Raw genomic sequence first — 17360 nt, 5'->3', positions numbered from 1 at the left:
GTTGGGTAACGTGCTGCCATGGAGCACTACACGATCGCCACTGTCGCGGAGCAGAGTCCGGATTTCCGCCGTGTCCTCTGGACCGGCAAGCACACTCAGCTCGTCGTCATGACCATCCCGCCGGGCGGCGAGATCGGTGAGGAGGTCCACGAGGTGGACCAGATCCTCACCTTCGTCAGCGGCGTCGGCAAGGCTGTCGTCTCCGGCGAGACGCGGAAGGTGGCCCAGGGGGACCTCGTGGTCGTGCCGGCCGGCCGCAAGCACAACTTCCTCAACGACGGGCCGAACCCGCTGGTCCTCTACACCGTCTACGGCCCGCCGGAGCACGCCGACGGCGCGGTGCACAAGACCAAGGAGGAGGCGGACGCCGCGGAGGAAGCCGGCCAGGACGAGCCGCCCACCGCGTGAGAACCAGCGCCGCAAGGCACACGACGCCGGAACCGGCCGAGGCCCCCCAGCCAGCCGGTTCCGGCGTCGTGTCGGGGTAGAAAGTCCTCGGACAGCCTACTCGCTGAGGTTCACGTAAGTCGATCGATTCGGTGACGTTCGGTGGAATGCTGTCCGCCCGGCCCATACCTCACTGTCCGAACGCCACTAACCTTCCAGCATGGAAGAGCCCCGCTGGTTGACCGAGGAACAGCAGGCGGCCTGGCGGCGGCTGGTGGAGGTGCTGGTCAAGGTCCCGGCCGCGCTGGAGGCACAGCTGCAGCGGGACGCCGGGCTGACCCACATGGGCTACCTGGTGCTGATGACCCTCTCCGAGCATCCCGAGCGCCGGCTGCCCATGAGCCACCTGGCCCGGCGCGCCTGTGCCTCGCTGTCCCGGCTCTCCCACGTGGTGGCCCGGCTGGAGGAGAAGGGCTGGGTGCGCCGCGAGCGTGCCGCCGCCGACGGCCGGGTGCAGATCGCGGTGCTCACCGACGAGGGCTACGCCAAGGTGGTGGCGAGCGCGCCGGGGCACGCCGGTACCGTCCAGCAGCTGATCTTCGACCGGCTCACCGACGCTCAGGTCCGCCAGCTCACGAAGCTTGCCGAAGCGCTGCTGGAAAATCCGTAGGGTCGTGGTGAGGGTGGGCGATGACGAAAGGTGCGTGGGACAGATGAGTCAGCGGGTTCGGGGCGTGATCGCCCGGGAGAAGGGCAAGCCGGTCGAGGTGGCCACGATCGTGGTGCCGGACCCCGGGCCGGGCGAGGCCGTGGTGCGGGTGCAGGCGTGCGGGGTGTGCCACACCGACCTGCACTACCGGGAGGGCGGGATCAACGACGACTTCCCGTTCCTGCTCGGGCACGAGGCGGCCGGCGTGGTCGAGTCGGTCGGCGACGGGGTCACCGACGTGGCGCCCGGCGACTTCGTGGTGCTGAACTGGCGCGCGGTCTGCGGCACCTGCCGCGCCTGCGCCAAGGGAAAGCCGTGGTACTGCTTCGCCACCCACAACGCCGCGCAGAAGATGATGTTGGAGGACGGCACCGAGCTCACGCCGGCCCTGGGCATCGGCTCGTTCGCGGAGAAGACGCTGGTGCACGCCGGCCAGTGCACGAAGGTGGACCCGCGGGCCCGGCCGGCCGCGGTCGGCCTGCTCGGCTGCGGCGTGATGGCCGGCCTGGGCGCGGCCATCAACACCGGCGGGGTGACCCGCGGGGACTCGGTGGCGGTGATCGGCTGCGGCGGGGTCGGCGACGGCGCGGTGGCCGGCGCGGCGCTGGCCGGCGCCACCACGATCATCGCGATCGACACCGACGACCGGAAGCTGGAGTGGGCCCGCGGCTTCGGCGCCACGCACACGGTGAACGCGCGCGAGCACGACGTGGTGGAGCGGGTTCGCGAGCTGACCGGTGGCTTCGGCGCCGACGTGGTGGTCGAGGCGGTGGGCCGGCCGGAGACGTACCGGCAGGCGTTCTACGCCCGGGACCTGGCCGGCACCGTGGTGCTCGTCGGCGTGCCCACCCCGGACATGCGGATCGAGTTGCCGCTGCTCGACGTCTTCGGCCGCGGCGGCGCGCTGAGGTCCAGCTGGTACGGCGACTGCCTGCCCAGCCGCGACTTCCCGATGCTGACCGAGCTGTACCTGCAGGGCCGCCTCGACCTGGACGCGTTCGTCACCGAGGAGATCCCGCTGGACGGGGTGGAGCAGGCGTTCGCCAAGATGCACACCGGCGACGTGCTGCGCTCGGTGGTGGTGTTCTGAGTTGGATGGCCTCGCTCCGCTCGGCGGGCATTCCGCCCCTTTGAGTCGATGACCAGGGCGCCGGAAACGACAAGCGAAGCGTGGTCGTTTCCGGCGCCCTCCTCATCGACGGGCGAATGCGTCGTGGTCGCGGTCAGGCCCGGCTTCGGGAGTAGGCGGGGGCCGAGCGGTCGGCGAGCAGGTCCAGGCAGAGCGCCGCGGTCCAGCTGAAGGTCGGCGCCCCGAGTCCCTGCCCGGTGTCCGGGTCGAAGTACTCGTAGTGGCCGTGCTCGTGCACCAGGCGCAGCATGGCCCGACGCAGCTCCTCCGCCTCGCCGCGGAAACCGTGCACTTGCATGCCGCGTCGCAGCAGCCAGTTCACGTTGATCCAGACCGGCCCGCGCCAGTACCGGCGGGTGTCGAAGAACGGCGCGGCCCGGTCCGCGCTCGGCGCCGGCAGCCCGAACCGCTCCGACCGGGCCTCCGCCATGATCGCCTGGGCCTGGTCGGCCGGCAGGTCCGGCAGCATCAGCGGGAGCAGGCCGCTCACGCAGCGGGCCGGGCTGAGCCGTCCGGTACGGGCGTCGCGGGCGCGGAACGTCCGGGTGGCCGGCTCCCACAGCCGCCGGGAGATCGCCGCGGTGATCTCCCGGGCCCGGTCCCGGTGGCGGATGGCGCCGGCGGTCCGCCCGAGCACCCCGGCGATCTGCGCGAGGGCCAGCTCGGCGACGGCCAGGATGCTGTTGAACGCCGGGCACTCGACGGCGAACGGATGCCGCTGCACCAGCTCGGTGTCGGAGTAGCCGCCGTCGCGGTAGCCGAGGGCCAGCCCCACGTACCGGGCATAGTCCTCGTCGGTGGGCCGATGCGCGGCGTCCGCCACCGCCAGGTCGTGCCGCCGGTGCCGCTCCAGCAGCGTGAGGTCGGCCGGCACCTCGGCCAGCGCCTGGTCCCACGCGGGACTGTTGTCCAGGCCGGACTCCCACGGGTGCACGATCGAGGCCAGCCCGGAGCCGCCGGCGTCCCGGCGCCGCGTCAGGTATTCCTGCTGGGCCACCAGCCGGGGATAGAGCCAGGCCAGCTCGGTGCGCGCCTCGCTGACGCAGGCCGCGCCGTGCGCCGCGGCGTGCCGGTAGACCTCCCACGCGGCGACCGCGTGCAGCGGCGGCTGGACGATGCCGGTGCTGCGCCGGGCGGGGCGGCCGGCCAGCACCGGGACGTTCCAGAACCCGGGGCCGGGAAAGTAGCCGTCCTCAGCGGTCGCCGCATCGAAGACGATGTGCGGCACCCGGCCGTCCGGCCACTGCGCCTCGAACAGGTTGTGCAGGTCACGCCAGGCGCGGGTGGGGTTGACGTAGGCCAGGCCGACAGCGATGAAGGCGGTGTCCCAGCTCCACTGGTGCGGGTAGAGGCGGCGGGACGGGACGGTGTGGTCGCCGGACCAGTTGGTCTCCAGCACCCGTACCGCGGACTGCCAGAGCTCCGCGGACAGGTCGGGGAAGGCGACGGGGGACGAGAGCATGGTGAAGTGGGGCCCTTTCCACTGCGGTCGCCGGTAGACCCCCGCCATCGGGCGAGCCGTAACGCTCCTGAACGAACTGCTGGTTGCATCTTGGGTACCACGGTGTCGGCGTACGTGACCGGGGTGCCGCTCAGCTCACGATGATCTCCCGCCACAGGCGGCTCGCCCGGCCGGGCAGGTAGGGGGAGTCCAGCCGCTTCGCCACCACGCCGGACAGGCCCTGCGCCCGCGCCGCGTCCAGGGCGAAGAGACCACCGCCCGGGAAGAACGGCGGGGTCTGCCAGTGCTCGCCGGCCACCGCCAGGCCGTCCAGCAACTCGCGGCGCTCGGCGTAGCGCAGCAGTTCCGTCGTGCTGTGCCCGTCCAGCCACAGCAGGTCGTACAGCAGCAGTTGCACGGGATCGCGCTCGGCGGCCCGCTTCGGGTTCCGGGCCGTCGCCCGGCGGGACAGCCGGGCCGGATCGGGCCGGGCGCCGTCGAAGGCCACCAGCTCGCCGTCGAAGACCGCCTCCACCGGCGCGAGCGCCGGGCCCAACCCCCGGACCTCGGGAAACACGGGGGTCAGCTCTTCGCCGCCGGGTCCGCTCAGGCGCACTCTCCCCCCGGAGAGGTACGCCAGGCAGCGCTGTCCCGCCCAGCGCATCTCATAACCCCAGTCCGCGTCGTCCGGCGGCAGCTGGGCGGCCCGGGTGGCCAGCATCGGGCGCAGGTCGTCGGGCATCGGCTCCCAGCCCGGCTCCGGCGGGTCCATCCGGCGCACCATCCAGTCGGCGCCGCCGGTCTGGAAGAAGACGTACCGCCCCCTCGTGCGGTCGCCGTGGAAGGTGACGCTGATCTCGTCGTGACGCCACTTGTCGCTCTCGTAGGTGCCCCGGTCGAAGATGGTCATCCGGCCGCCGCCGTACTCGCCGGACGGGATCTCGCCGGCGAAGTCCAGATATTGCAGCGGGTGGTCCTCGGTGTGTTTGGCCAGGTTGTTGCGGGCCTGGTCGCGGGGCAGGCCGCGCGGGACGGCGAACGAGACCAGGACGCCGTCACGCTCCAGCCGGACGTCCCAGTGGAGGCTGCGGGCGTGGTGCTGCTGGATGACGAAGCGCCGGCCGGTCAACGGTGGCGGGTCGCCGGCCGGCATCGGCTCGGGCGTGCGCGCGGGGTCCCGTTTGCGGCGGTACTCATCGAGGCGGTCCGGCATGACCTTGATTCTGCCGGTGCGTCCGGGCGCCCGGAATTGTCGTACCCCGATGGTTGGGTGTCCGCATGACGGGGATGGAACTGCTGCCGCACCAGCCGCACCTGGTGGTCCGGGCGCGCCGGGTGATCCGGGCGCGCCGGGCGGTCGCGCTGGCCCGGGCGGGCCGGGCCTTCGCCACTGTGGAACCACCCGCCGGGGTGACCCCACTGTGGCCGGAGGCAGCGGATCCGGTGCGAATCGGGCGCCTTGTTGATCGTCGCTTTTCCGCTACGGTGGCACGCGGTAGTGTTCTGGCTCCGACGCGTGTCCATCGACAGGAAGGCGTTGGCCGATGACCTTGCGCATCCTGGTGGTGGGCGGCGGCATCGCCGGCCTGGCCGCGGCACGAGGGCTGCGAGTCGCGGGCTTCCGGCCGGACGTGGTGGAGGCCCTGCCGGCCACCATGAGTCCCGGCGCCGGCATCTATCTGCCCGGCAACGCCTCCCGCGCGCTGCGCCTGCTCGGCCTCGACGTGCCGTTGCGCCCGCTGGGTGACCTCATCTTCCGGCAGGTCTTCCTGGACTCCCGCGGTCGTGGCCTGTTCGAGATGGACGTCGCGGCGCTCTGGGCCGGGGTCGGCGAGTCCCGCGCGCTGTCCCGCAGCGATCTGCAGCAGGTGCTGCTCACCGGGGTCGGCGGCGAGGTGCGCTACGACACCGAGGTGCGCGACGTCCAGATCATCGAGGGGGCCGCCAAGGTCGAGTTCTCCACCGGCGCCATCGCGGAGTACGACCTGGTCGTCGGCGCCGACGGCCGTCGCTCCACGATCCGCGAGAAGATCGGCCTGGGGGGGCCGGCCACCCCGACCGGCCAGATCGTCTACCGCTCGGTGGTCTCCGGTGGCCCGCCGCTGACCGACTGGACGGCGGTGCTGGGCCGGCGCGCGCAGTTCGTCGCGATGCCGATGGGCGGCCGCAGGATCTACCTCTATGCCGACGAGACCGCCCCGGAGACGCCCGACCCGGCGGATCCGCGCGAGCGGCTGCGCGAGGTGTTCGGATCGTTCGGCGGCCCGGTCCCGGCGATCCTGGAACGGGTGGAGAAGGTGTCGGTCGCCCGCACCGACGAGGTGGTCCTGCCGGTCTGGTCACGCGGCCCGGTGGTGCTGGTCGGCGACGCCGCGCACGCCACCGCGCCGACCCTGGCCCAGGGCGCGGCGATGTCCTTCGAGGACGGTTACGTGCTCGGTCAGGAGCTGCGGCGCGTCGGGACGGACATCCCGGGCGCCCTGCGCGCCTACGAAGAGCGGCGCCGGCCGCGCTGCGCCGAGGTGCGCGACCGCACCCGGGAGCGGGACCGGACGCGCGACGTGCCGCCGTCGTTGCGCGACCCGATGCTCCGGCGACGTGGTCTGCAGATCTTCAACGATCACTACCGGGCTCTGGTCGCTCCGGTCTGAGCCACGCCGGCCGGTATCGGTCGCGGTCCTCCACTGTCTTGTCGCGCTGGTGGGCGTTCGTCCTGCGTGGTCCTTTGGTCACCCCGCGACGGCCGGGGGTCGGCGGGGGACTATTCTGCCAGCGAGGTACGCCCGATCTTCGAGGTGTGCCGAGTGGGACGAACGAGACAACGGAGGCATTTCGTGACGACCGTTGCGCCGTCGCCGATCGCGACCCGTCCATATCCGGTCCGGCGGCAGGTCAAGGGTTCGGCCCTCGCCCGAATCCTGCGCACGACGGACGCGAAGCAGATCGGGATCATGTACATGGTCACCGCCTTCGTGTTCTTCCTTCTGGGTGGCCTCATGGCGCTGCTGATGCGCGCCGAGCTGGCCCGGCCGGGCATGCAGATCCTGTCGCCCGAGCAGTTCAACCAGCTGTTCACCATGCACGGCACGATCATGCTGCTGTTCTTCGCGACACCTATCGTGTTCGCGTTCGGCAACTACGTCGTACCGATCCAGATCGGTGCGCCGGACGTGTCCTTCCCCCGCCTGAACGCCTTCGCGTACTGGCTGTACCTGTTCGGTGGCCTGATCACCATCGGCGGGTTCGTCACCCCCGGCGGCGCCGCCGACTTCGGCTGGTTCGCCTACACGCCGCTGAGCGACTCGCTGCACTCCCCGGGCGTCGGCGGCAACATGTGGGTGGTCGGCCTGGCCATCTCGGGTCTGGGCACGATCCTCGGCTCGGTGAACCTGATCACCACGATCCTGACGCTGCGCGCGCCCGGCATGACCATGTTCCGGATGCCGATCATGACCTGGAACATGCTGGTCACGGCGCTGCTCGCGGTGATGGTCTTCCCGTTCCTGGCGGCCGCGCTGTTCGCCCTCGCCGCCGACCGGGTGCTCGGCGCCCACGTCTTCGACGTGCAGACCGGCGGCCCGATGCTCTGGCAGCACCTCTTCTGGTTCTTCGGCCACCCCGAGGTGTACATCATCGCCCTGCCGTTCTTCGGCATCATCACCGAGGTCATCCCGGTCTTCAGCCGCAAGCCGGTCTTCGGCTACAAGGGCCTGGTCGCCGCGACGCTGCTGATCGGCGCGCTGTCGATGTCGGTGTGGGCGCACCACATGTTCGTCACCGGCCAGGTGCTGCTGCCGTTCTTCAGCTTCCTGAGCTTCCTGATCGCGGTCCCGACCGGCATGAAGTTCTTCGTCTGGATCGGCACCATGTGGCGCGGCCAGGTCAGCTTCGAGCCGCCGATGCTCTTCGCGATCGGCTTCATGGTGACGTTCCTCTTCGGTGGTCTCTCCGGCGTGCTGCTGGCCTCCCCGCCGATCGACTTCCACGTCTCCGACTCGTACTTCGTGATCGCGCACTTCCACTACGTGCTCTTCGGCACCATCGTGTTCGCCGTCTTCTCCGGCATCTACTTCTGGTTCCCGAAGATGTTCGGCCGGATGCTCGACGAGCGCCTCGCCAAGGTCCACTTCTGGCTGACCTTCATCGGCTTCCACGCCACCTTCCTGGTGCAGCACTGGCTGGGCACCAAGGGCATGCCCCGGCGGTACGCGGACTACCTGCCGACCGACGGCTTCACCGCGCTGAACACGGTCTCCACGATCGGGTCGTTCATCCTGGGCCTGGCCACGCTGCCGTTCCTCTACAACATCTGGAAGTCGTACAAGGTCGGCAAGGTCGTCACGGCCGACGACCCGTGGGGCTTCGGCAACTCGCTGGAGTGGGCCACCACCACCCCGCCGCCGCTGCGCAACTTCGACCGGATGCCGCGGATCCGCTCCGAGCGGCCCGCCTTCGACCTGAAGTTCCCGGAGCTCGCGGCGGGCGACCAGGGCTCGCTCGGCGGGCCGCCGGAGGGTGGCGCGCGCGTGCTGAGCCACGAGTCCGACGGCGGCGCGACGTACCAGGAGGACGTCGAGAGCAACCGCGACCACTAGGCCGTGCCGAACCGGCCCGCACTCCGCACGGAGTGCGGGCCGGTTCGTTTTCCCGGCCCGGACGGCTGGGACACCGGCCCACCCGTGCCGCTGGCCCACCCGTGCCGCTGGCCCACCCGTGCCGCTGGCCCGCCCGCCGACCCGGCCCGGCGACCCGCGGACGATCGCGGTGCGCTGCTCCTCGCCCGGTTCGCCACCGCACCCGACGTGAGCTGCGCCAAAGCCGTTGGTTTCCGTCGCGCCCCTGGGGCAGGATCGCTGGCGGAGGTCAGGATCGTCATGTTGCTCACGCCTTACCGGGAAACGCTCGCGCTGCCGAAGGTCATGTCGGTGCTCGCGGTCGCCACGCTGGCCCGCATCCCCATCGCGGCCGGCGCGGTCGTGCTCACCCTGCACGTGGTGACCGGCCTCGGGATGAAGTACGGAGCGGCGGGCCTGGTCGGCGCGGCCTCCACGATCGGCGGTTCGATCGGCGCCCCGGTGATCGGCAGGCTCATCGACCGGCGGGGGCTGCGCCCGGTGCTGGCCCTGACGACGGTCGCCGAGGTGGTCTACTGGCTGGTCGCCCAGTCCCTGCCGTACTGGGCGCTGCTGCCGGTCGCGCTGGTCGGCGGCTTCCTGGCGCTCCCGGCGTTCTCGGTGGCCCGGCAGGCGATCGCCGCCCTCACGCCGGAGTCGCATCGGCTGCCCGGTTTCGCGCTCGACTCGATGACCACCGAGCTGTCGTTCATGGCCGGCCCGGCTCTCGGCGTGCTGATCGCCACCACCGCCGGCGCCCGTGTCGCCATGGTCGTGCTGGCGGCCGGCATCCTGCTCTCCGGCGTCGGCCTGTGGCTGCTCAACCCGCCCACCCGGGCCGCGCACGAGGCCCCGGTCTCGGCCGGCGAGCGGATCGCCCGCCGGGAGTGGCTCAAGCCCCGGTTCGTCGCCGTCCTGGCCGTCACGATGGCGGCCACGCTGGTGCTGGCCGGCACCGACGTGTCGGTGGTGGCCGTGCTGCGCGCCTCCGGCGAGCTCGGCTGGACCGGCCTGGTGATGTCGCTGTGGGCGCTCTTCTCGTTGCTCGGCGGCTTCGCCTACGGCCTGGTCCGCAGCGGCCTGCCGGCTCTGGCGCTGCTGGCCCCGATGGCCCTGCTGACCATCCCGGTCGGGCTCGGCGGCTCGCACTGGTGGCTGCTGGCCGTCCTGCTGATCCCGGCCGGCGCCCTGTGCGCCCCGACGATCACGGCCAGCTCCGACGCCATCAGCCGGATGATCCCGGCCGCGGCCCGCGGCGAGGCCATGGGCCTGCACAACTCGGCCCTGACCGTGGGCGTCGCCCTGGGCGGGCCGCTGGCCGGTCTGGCGATCGACACGTGGGGGCCGAAGTGGGGCTTCACCGCGGTCGGCGCGGTCGGCGTCCTGGTGGCCCTGCTGGTCCTCCCGGCCGAACTGCGCCGCCGGAGCACTCCGGCCGCTGCCGTGTCGACCGTCGAGCCGGCTCCCGGTCCGGGCATTGAGCCGGCGGTGGTTCCCGCCGACGCCGCTGCCGGCACCTCGGGCCCCGGTGGTGGCGCGGCGGCGCGCTGATTGCTCGCCGCGGGTCGTGGTGGAAAACGGCTTGCCCGCCGGACCGGTGGGGCCGGTAGGTTGGCCGGGAACTCCGAATCATCGGGCCTTGGATACCTGTCGCGGACAGGCCGGTGACCTCGCCGTGAGCGGGGAGGAGGTGGCGACGTCGGTTGTTGCTGCCTGCCTTTCGAGGAGAAGTTCATGGAAATCGGTCTTGGGCTGCCCATCAGTGATCCGGCTCGGTTGCTGGAGTGGGCGCGGCTCGCGGAGGACCACCGGTTCGCGACGGTCGCGTTGCTGGACCGGCTGGCCTACGACAACCCGGAGCCGCTGACCGCGCTCGCCGTCCTGGCCGGAGCCACCAGCCGGATCCGGTTGCAGACCGAGGTGCTGCTCGGGCCGCTGCGGTCGACGGCGTTGCTCGCCAAACAGGTCGCCACGCTGGACCGGATGTCGGCGGGCCGGTTTGTGCTCGGCATCGGCATCGGCGGCCGGGACGACGACCACGCGGCGGCCGGGGTGCCGATCACCCGGCGCGGCCGGATTCTCGACGCCCAGCTCGCCGACCTGCGCGGGATCTGGAACGGCGAGCCCTACCGCGCGCCGCTGCCGGCCGGCTCGCGCGGTGAGCCGCGGTCGGCTGATCCAGGGGAACCCGAGTCGCAGCCGGCCGGCTCCCGGGCGGCCGCACGTGGCCTGGCCGGCGGTGCTGTGCGGGCGGTCGGCGTACGGGGCGGGTCGCGGGCGGCCGGCTCGGCGCCGGCTGACGACAGCAGGAGTTGGCGTGGGGAGATCGGGGCGGCGGGGTGGATCGGGCCGCGGCCGTCAGCGGTGGGCGGTCCGCCGATTCTGATCGGCGGGTTCGCGTCCGAGGCGTTGCGGCGGGTGGCGCGGTTCGCCGACGGGTTCGTCTGTGCGGCGCCTTTGGAATGGGCGGGTGGCCTCGTCCGTACCGTCAATGAGCAGTGGAAGGAAGCGGGCCGTGCGGGCCGGGCGCGCCTGGTGTGTCAGATCAACGTCGCGGTCGGCGACGCCGAGACGGTGCGGCGGGGGAGGCGGGCGGTGGCCGATTATTACGCCTTCACCGGGCGCGCCGGCTGGGGCGAGCCGCTGAGCGACCCGGGACGGATCGCGGAAACCGTTGCGGCCTATCGGGAGTTCGGCGCGGACGAGCTGATCCTGTACTGCTACGCCGACGACCCGCGCCAGATCGAACTGCTGGCCGGCATCGCCCGCTGACCGGGCCCGGCCGGTCCGGCCGGGTGGCACAGCGGACCGCCAAACGTCTCTGAGCGCCAGCCGTTCGCGCGCGGCTGGTCGTGGGAGGTCTCTCGGCGGTCGGGTGGCGTCCGGTGGGTGGCTGAGGCGAACGGCCTGACCTCAGACGGGGTCGACGACCGGGGTGCCGGTCGTCTCCACCGACGCCGCGCGGAACTGGTCGAGCGCCGCCTCGGTGGTCGCCCGAGCCACCCCGGCGGTCAGCTCCAGCAGCACCGTGGTGGCGAAACCCTCGGCGGCGGCGTCGAGCGCGGTCGCCCGTACACAGTGATCTGTCGCGATCCCGACCACCTCGACGTCGGTGACTCCCCTGCCCCGCAGCCAGCCGGCGAGGGTCTCGCCGGCCTCGGTCCGGCCCTCGAAGCCCGAGTAGGCCGCCTGGTGCGCGCCCTTGTGGAAGACCGCCTCGATCCGGTCGGTGACCAGCTCGGGGTGGAAGTCGGCGCCGGCCGAGCCGGCCACGCAGTGCGCCGGCCAGCTGTCGACGAAGTCCGGGTGGTCGCTGAAGTGCGCGCCCGGGTCGACGTGGTAGTCCTTGGTGGCGACCACGTGGTCCCAGCGCTCGCCCGCCTTGGCGAGCACCAGCGAGATGCCCTTGGCGACCGCGGCGCCGCCGGCGACCGGCAGCGAGCCGCCCTCGCAGAAGTCGTTCTGCACGTCCACGATGATCAACGCGCGTGACATGGAGAGCCCCTAAGCGGTGGGAATGATGATGACCGGGATGGCCGGGTCGCCCGCGGAGAGCTTGAGACCCTCCCACGGGATGGAGATCAGGTTCTGCCGCAGGTGGTCGCGGGACTGGAGCAGGCTGGGCCGGGTCTGCGGCTCGCCGGCGGCGATGTAGGAGCGCTGCAGCAGCCGGTCGTTGCTCTGGTGGTCGGGCACCCCCTGGGAGACGATGATCTCCTCGGTGGCGGTGCCGGTGGGCTTGTGCCGGCGCACCGCGGTCTTGCGGCCGCCGACCGTCGCCTTGTTCTCGGAGCGCTTGACGACCGCGCGGCCGGCCACCTCGACCAGCTTGTAGACCAGGCCGGCGGTGGGCGCTCCGGAGCCGGTGACGACCGCGGTGCCGGCGCCGTACATGTCGACCGGCTCGGCGGCGAGCGTGGCGATCGAGTACTCGTCCATGTCACCCGACACGATGATCTTCGTCTCGGTGGCGCCGAGCGAGTCGAGCAGTTCGCGGGACTGCTGGGCGAGAACTGACAGGTCGCCCGAGTCGATCCGGACGGCGCGCAGGTCCGGTCCGGCGACCGCTATCGCGTTCCGGATGCCCTGACTGATGTCGTACGTGTCGACGAGCAGCGTGGTGTTCTTGCCGAGCGCCGCCACCTGGGAGCCGAACGCGGCCGGCTCGTCGTCGTGCAGCAGCGTGAACGCGTGCGCCGAGGTGCCGGTGGTGGGGATGCCGAATCGCCGGCCGGCGGCGAGGTTGGACGTGGAGGCGAAACCGGCCAGGTACGCCGCGCGGGCGGCCGCGACGGCGGCCTGCTCGTGGGTGCGCCGGGAGCCCATCTCGATGATCGGCCGGCCACGGGCGGCGGTGACCATCCGGGCGGCGGCGGCCGCGATCGCGCAGTCGTGGTTGAGCACCGACAGGATCAGCGTCTCGAGCACCACGCACTCGGCGAACCGGCCGCTCACGGTGAGGATCGGGGAGCCGGGGAAGAACAGCTCACCCTCGGCGTATCCGTCGATGTCGCCGGTGAAGCGGTAGCCCGCCAGCCAGTCGGCTGTGGGCTGGTCCACCACGCCGGCCGAGCGCAGGTACTCGATCTCGGCGGGGTCGAACCGGAAATCGGTGATCATCTCGATCAGCCGGTCGGTGCCGGCGACCACGCCGTACCGCCGCCCGGTGGGCAGCCTCCGGGCGAACACCTCGAAGACGCACTGCCGATCCGCGGTGCCGTCCTTGAGGGCGGCACTGATCATGGTCAGCTCGTAGTGGTCGGTCAGCAGCGCCGACCCGGTCGTATTCACGGGACCTACCCTAATGCGTGCCCCGGGAGTGCGTCGCGACCTGCGGTTCCGCGCTCCGGTTCACAGATCCGGCGCAACCGGTGGCACCATGGGGGCATGGCGTTACCCCAAGTTGCTCCCGTCGAGACGCCGGAGATCGAGGAGGTCCCGGCCGAGGACCGGCCTTGGGTGACCATCGTCTGGGACGATCCGGTCAACCTCATGTCGTACGTGACCTGGGTCTTCCAAAAGCTTTTCGGCTTCAGCAAGGAGAAGGCCGAGAGGCTGATGATGGATGTGCACACCAAGGGCAAGGCAGTGGTCTCCACCGGGGCTCGCGAGCGCATGGAGATGGACGCCAACCAACTGCACGGATACGGTCTTTGGGCAACTGTGGACCGAGCCTGACAAAGCGGGTGGGGAAGAGCATGTTCCGACGCAGCGGCCGTCAGTGTGTGGCCACGTTCGCACACGACGAGGTGCGTGTCCTGCGGAAGGTGGCCGCCGAGGTGGTGGGCCTGCTGACCGACGGGATGGATCACACCGACCCGGTGGTCGGCCGGCTGTTCCCGGACATCTATCCGGACCGGCCGGAGGACAGCCAGGAGTTCCGGCTGTACACCGAGGGCGACCTGAAGACCGCCAAGATCGATCAGGCGGGCGCCATCCTGGCCGCGCTGCCCGACGAGGGCGAGGGCGAGGTCCGGCTGGACGGCGAGGCCGCCGAGGCCTGGCTGCGGGCGATCAACGACGCCCGGCTGGCGATGGGCACCCGCCTGGACATCCAGGCCGACACCGACCTGGCCGAGGAACTGGACGAGGCGGTCCTGGAGGATCCGGGCTCCAGCCGGGTGTTCCAGCTCTCCGTCTACGCGTATCTCGGCTACCTGCAGGAATCGCTGCTCAACGCGCTGCCCGAGATCAAGTAGCGCACGCAGTGTGTGCCTCGCCACGCGCAGGGTGGCGAATTGGTTCGGTAATGTGAACGCCGTGCTGACCATCGACAGTTCGATCGTGCGTGCGATCGTCGCCCACGCCCGCCGGGACCACCCCGACGAGGCCTGCGGTGTGGTGGCCGGGCCGATCGGCAGTGACGTGCCGACCCGGCACATCCCGATGGACAACGCGGCCCGGTCGATGACGTTCTACGAGTTCGACTCGATGGAGCACCTGCGGGTGTGGCGCGAGATGGACGACAACGACGAGGAGCCGGTGGTCATCTACCACTCCCACACGGCCACCGAGGCGTATCCGTCGCGCACCGACGTCTCGTTCGCCGGCGAGCCGGGCGCGCACTATTTGCTCGTCTCGACCCGTGAGCCGGATTCCGAGGAGATCCGCTCGTTCCGTATCGTGGACGGTGTGGTGACCGAGGAAGAGGTCAACATCGTGGATGCGACGGTGAAGTCGTGAAGGTGTGTGCCGTGCAGTCGTACATGTTCGGGCAGAGCCCGGCGTCGGTCTTCTACGAGTGTCGCTACCTCTGAGAAGAAGACCGTCCCCGCCTGACCCGTAAAACGACTTTCTAGGAGCATGACAACCATGGCCATCGAAGTTCGCGTCCCCACCATCCTGCGCAGTTACACCGGCGGCGCCAAGGTCGTCGAGGGCGCCGGCGACAGCCTGTCCGCCCTGATCGACGACCTGGACGCCAGGCACAGCGGCATCAAGGGCCGGCTGATCACCGCCGAGGGCGGCCTGCACCGGTTCGTCAACATCTACGTCAACGACGAGGACGTGCGGTTCCTCGGCGCGCTCGACGCGAAGCTGAACGACGGTGACTCGATCACCATCCTCCCGGCCGTGGCCGGCGGTGCTCTGGGCTTCGCGGCCGCGGCCGCTCTGCTGGGGCGCTAAGCCCGATGGCTCGCTTCGAGAGCCTGCTGGACGCGTGCGGGGGCACGCCGCTCGTCGGCCTGCCCCGCCTCTCCCCGGTGGTGCCCGAGGGGGCGCCACCGGTGCGTTTGTGGGCCAAACTGGAGGACCGCAACCCCACCGGCAGCATCAAGGACCGCGCCGCGCTCTCCATGGTGCGTGCGGCCGAGGAGTCCGGGCGCCTGCGCCCGGGCGACACGATCCTCGAGCCGACCAGCGGCAACACCGGCATCGCGCTGGCCATGGTGGCCAAGCTGCGCGGTTACCGATTGGTCTGCGTGATGCCGGAGAACGTCTCGGCGGAGCGAACCCAGCTGCTGCGGATGTATGGCGCGGAGATCATTTTTTCGCCCGCCGCCGGCGGCTCGAACCAGGCGGTGGCGACGGCGAAGCAGATCGCCGCCGAGCACCCGGACTGGAAGATGCTGTTCCAGTACGGCAATCCGGCGAACGCCCGCGCGCACTACGAGACCACCGGCCCGGAGCTGCTCCAGGACCTGCCCACCATCACGCACTTCGTGGCGGGCCTGGGCACCACCGGCACGCTGATGGGCACCGGCCGGTTCCTCAAGGAGAAGGTCGACGGCATCCAGATCGTCGCCGCCGAGCCGCGGTACGGCGAGGTGGTCTACGGCCTGCGCAACATCGACGAGGGATACGTCCCGGAGTTGTACGACGCCACCGTGCTGGACCGCCGGTTCTCGGTCGGCACCCGCGACGCGGTGCTGCGGACCCGCCAACTGGTCGAGGTCGAGGGCATCTTCGCCGGCTTCTCCAGCGGCGCGATCCTGCACGCCGCGCTGGCGGTGGCGCACGAGGCGGTCAAGGCCGGCAGACGGGCCGACGTCGCGTTCGTGATCGCCGACGGCGGCTGGAAGTATCTGTCCACCGGGGCCTACGGCGGCACGCTCAACGACGCCGAGGAAGCCCTCGAAGGGCAGCTCTGGGCCTGACGGCGGGCTTCAGCGGCTCACCGCCAGCAGGAGGGCGCAACCCATCGGCGGCGCCGCGGCGAGCAGCAGGATCCACGGCAGGGTGCGCTGGTGGACGGCGAGGAACGCGCCGACCGCCAGCGCCACGCTGAACATGGTCAGCACCGCCAGCGCCGGCAGGTACCACGCGGGCGCCCCGCGCAGCACCGCCACGAGCCCGTAGAGGCCGACCCCCACGCCGGTCAGTCCGAGCATCGCCGAGTACGCGGCCATCGCCAGCACCTGGGTCGGGCGGGGCGCCGGATCGTCCTCCGCCGGAAACCGGAAAACCGCCGGCTGGGGTTCCCAGGACGGTTCGAAGGACACGATTTCGGGTAACGCGGGACGGGAGATGTGGGTCGGCTCGACGGCGGTCATGTCGCCTCCATCAGATCGCTTTCAGGCCCTCACTGAGAGCAACGCGGAGGGCTTACCGGACGTGACGGTGGAAATGTGACGACCCAGGTCACAGCGGCTGTGATGTGCGTTGTCGATTTAGCGACAAATCGATCAGTTGTTAACGTCAGGCAGTGGTCAGCGCGTACGCTTCGCTGCGTGATTGACTGGTCTGACAAGCCCAGCGCGGACCGGTCGGGCGGGGCGTGGACGACCCAGATTCGGCCGACCCAGAAGTGGCCGACCCGGTGGCCGACCCAGTGTGAGTCAGAGGGACCCGCATGCGACTAACCGTTCTCGGGTGTGCCGGCAGTTTCCCCGGCCCCGAGTCGGCTTGTTCGGCCTATCTCGTGGAAGCCGAGGGATTCCGCCTCCTGATCGACTTCGGGTCGGGCGCGCTTTCCGCCCTGCAGCGGTATTCCGACTTGCGGAGCGTCGACGCGATCCTGCTCACCCACCTGCACTGCGACCACATGCTGGACGCGTGCACCTATGTCGTGGTCCGGCGTTACGACCCGGCCGGCCCGCTGCCGGCGCTTCCGGTCTACGCGCCGCTGGGCGCCGCCGAGCGCATCGCCGCGGCGTACAGCGCCGAGGGGGAGCCGGTCGACGACGTCTACACGTTCTACGGCCTGCAGCCAGGCACCTTCCCGATCGGCCCGCTCATGGTCACCGTGGACCGGGTCAACCACCCGGTGGAGACGTACGGCGTCCGGATCGAGCACAATGGCCGGGTCCTGGCCTATTCGTCGGACACCGCGCCGTGCGAGGCGCTGCTGCGCCTGGCCGCCGGCGCGGATCTGTTCCTCTGCGAGGCGAGCTACATGGACGGCGTGGCCAACCCGCCCGACCTGCACCTGACCGGCGGCGAGGCGGGTGAGGCGGCCACCAAGGCGGATGTCGCCCGGCTGCTGTTGACACATCTCGTTCCGGCGTGGGCCAGCGAGGCATCTATCGTGGAGGCGGCCGGCGCCGCTTACGCGGGACCGGTCGAAGTCGTCCGCCCGGGTGCCAGATACGATCTCTGAGCCGGTACGGGGGTGGGATCGGCTTACACCGGTGCACCTCG

General features: G+C 71.1%; 17 protein-coding genes and 1 pseudogene. 13 read left to right on the top strand and 5 right to left on the bottom strand.

Translation table 11 applies throughout. The features are described from left to right. Window positions 1-18: 18 nt before the first annotated feature. The 3 genes from Asi03nite_RS21390 (at window position 19) to Asi03nite_RS21380 (ending at window position 2186) form a co-directional block, all read left to right on the top strand. Window positions 19-408, top strand: a complete 390-nt coding sequence (locus Asi03nite_RS21390; protein ID WP_203682203.1) for a cupin domain-containing protein — start codon at window positions 19-21, stop codon at window positions 406-408. Between the two features lie 199 nt (window positions 409-607). Next, entirely contained in the window at window positions 608-1057 is a 450-nt protein-coding gene (locus tag Asi03nite_RS21385; RefSeq protein WP_203682202.1) for a MarR family winged helix-turn-helix transcriptional regulator, read from the top strand. 43 nt (window positions 1058-1100) lie between these two features. Next, entirely contained in the window at window positions 1101-2186 is a 1086-nt protein-coding gene (locus Asi03nite_RS21380) for an S-(hydroxymethyl)mycothiol dehydrogenase (RefSeq protein ID WP_203682201.1), read from the top strand. A gap of 133 nt (window positions 2187-2319) precedes the next feature. Here Asi03nite_RS21380 and Asi03nite_RS21375 read toward each other — a convergent pair whose 3' ends face one another. After that, window positions 2320-3687 (bottom strand): MGH1-like glycoside hydrolase domain-containing protein, encoded by a 1368-nt coding sequence (locus Asi03nite_RS21375; RefSeq protein WP_203682200.1) that lies wholly within the window; start codon window positions 3685-3687, stop codon window positions 2320-2322. Between the two features lie 130 nt (window positions 3688-3817). Next, window positions 3818-4879 (bottom strand): DNA polymerase ligase N-terminal domain-containing protein, encoded by a 1062-nt coding sequence (locus tag Asi03nite_RS21370; RefSeq protein WP_203682199.1) that lies wholly within the window; start codon window positions 4877-4879, stop codon window positions 3818-3820. A gap of 331 nt (window positions 4880-5210) precedes the next feature. On the opposite strand from Asi03nite_RS21370, the gene Asi03nite_RS21365 reads away from it, so the two are divergent. The 4 genes from Asi03nite_RS21365 (at window position 5211) to Asi03nite_RS21350 (ending at window position 11051) form a co-directional block, all read left to right on the top strand. Then, the gene (locus Asi03nite_RS21365) at window positions 5211-6317 is read left to right on the top strand and encodes an FAD-dependent monooxygenase (protein WP_203682198.1); all 1107 of its coding nucleotides are present in this window, start codon (window positions 5211-5213) and stop codon (window positions 6315-6317) included. A 183-nt stretch (window positions 6318-6500) separates the two neighbouring features. After that, window positions 6501-8261: an aa3-type cytochrome oxidase subunit I gene (ctaD, locus tag Asi03nite_RS21360; protein WP_203682197.1), complete on the top strand. Its 1761-nt coding sequence runs from the start codon at window positions 6501-6503 to the stop codon at window positions 8259-8261. A 279-nt stretch (window positions 8262-8540) separates the two neighbouring features. Further along, window positions 8541-9830 carry an MFS transporter gene (locus Asi03nite_RS21355; protein WP_203682196.1) on the top strand — a complete coding sequence of 430 codons (1290 nt, stop codon included), beginning with the start codon at window positions 8541-8543 and terminating at the stop codon, window positions 9828-9830. A 183-nt stretch (window positions 9831-10013) separates the two neighbouring features. Further along, window positions 10014-11051 carry an LLM class flavin-dependent oxidoreductase gene (locus tag Asi03nite_RS21350; RefSeq protein WP_203682195.1) on the top strand — a complete coding sequence of 346 codons (1038 nt, stop codon included), beginning with the start codon at window positions 10014-10016 and terminating at the stop codon, window positions 11049-11051. A gap of 141 nt (window positions 11052-11192) precedes the next feature. Here the strand turns inward: Asi03nite_RS21350 and Asi03nite_RS21345 are convergent, their stop codons facing one another. After that, window positions 11193-11774 carry an isochorismatase family protein gene (locus Asi03nite_RS21345; RefSeq protein WP_203682194.1) on the bottom strand — a complete coding sequence of 194 codons (582 nt, stop codon included), beginning with the start codon at window positions 11772-11774 and terminating at the stop codon, window positions 11193-11195. 9 nt (window positions 11775-11783) lie between these two features. After that, window positions 11784-13070: a nicotinate phosphoribosyltransferase gene (locus Asi03nite_RS21340; protein ID WP_203682193.1), complete on the bottom strand. Its 1287-nt coding sequence runs from the start codon at window positions 13068-13070 to the stop codon at window positions 11784-11786. Between the two features lie 96 nt (window positions 13071-13166). Between Asi03nite_RS21340 and clpS the strand changes: the two genes are divergently transcribed. The 5 genes and pseudogenes from clpS to Asi03nite_RS21315 all read left to right on the top strand — a co-directional run bounded on the left by clpS (window position 13167) and on the right by Asi03nite_RS21315 (window position 15877). Beyond that, entirely contained in the window at window positions 13167-13457 is a 291-nt protein-coding gene (gene clpS, locus Asi03nite_RS21335) for an ATP-dependent Clp protease adapter ClpS (protein ID WP_185039781.1), read from the top strand. A gap of 20 nt (window positions 13458-13477) precedes the next feature. Next, on the top strand, window positions 13478-13978 hold the full coding sequence (locus Asi03nite_RS21330) for a DUF2017 domain-containing protein (RefSeq protein ID WP_203682192.1): 501 nt from the start codon (window positions 13478-13480) through the stop codon (window positions 13976-13978). A 61-nt stretch (window positions 13979-14039) separates the two neighbouring features. Beyond that, a pseudogene (locus Asi03nite_RS21325) lies at window positions 14040-14536 on the top strand (M67 family metallopeptidase). Between the two features lie 55 nt (window positions 14537-14591). Continuing rightward, window positions 14592-14906, top strand: a complete 315-nt coding sequence (locus Asi03nite_RS21320) for a MoaD/ThiS family protein (RefSeq protein ID WP_203682190.1) — start codon at window positions 14592-14594, stop codon at window positions 14904-14906. A 5-nt stretch (window positions 14907-14911) separates the two neighbouring features. Continuing rightward, entirely contained in the window at window positions 14912-15877 is a 966-nt protein-coding gene (locus tag Asi03nite_RS21315) for a PLP-dependent cysteine synthase family protein (protein ID WP_203682189.1), read from the top strand. A 9-nt stretch (window positions 15878-15886) separates the two neighbouring features. Here Asi03nite_RS21315 and Asi03nite_RS21310 read toward each other — a convergent pair whose 3' ends face one another. Beyond that, window positions 15887-16273 carry a hypothetical protein gene (locus Asi03nite_RS21310; RefSeq protein ID WP_203682188.1) on the bottom strand — a complete coding sequence of 129 codons (387 nt, stop codon included), beginning with the start codon at window positions 16271-16273 and terminating at the stop codon, window positions 15887-15889. Window positions 16274-16572: 299 nt separating this feature from the next. Here Asi03nite_RS21310 and Asi03nite_RS21305 point away from each other — a divergent pair, with 299 nt between their 5' ends. Further along, window positions 16573-17319 (top strand): MBL fold metallo-hydrolase, encoded by a 747-nt coding sequence (locus tag Asi03nite_RS21305; protein WP_203682187.1) that lies wholly within the window; start codon window positions 16573-16575, stop codon window positions 17317-17319. The last annotated feature ends 41 nt before the right edge of the window (window positions 17320-17360 follow it).

This window comes from Actinoplanes siamensis (assembly GCF_016862395.1).
Taxonomy (GTDB): Bacteria; Actinomycetota; Actinomycetes; order Mycobacteriales; family Micromonosporaceae; genus Actinoplanes; species Actinoplanes siamensis.
This window is presented reverse-complemented; position numbering and strand designations above follow the sequence as displayed.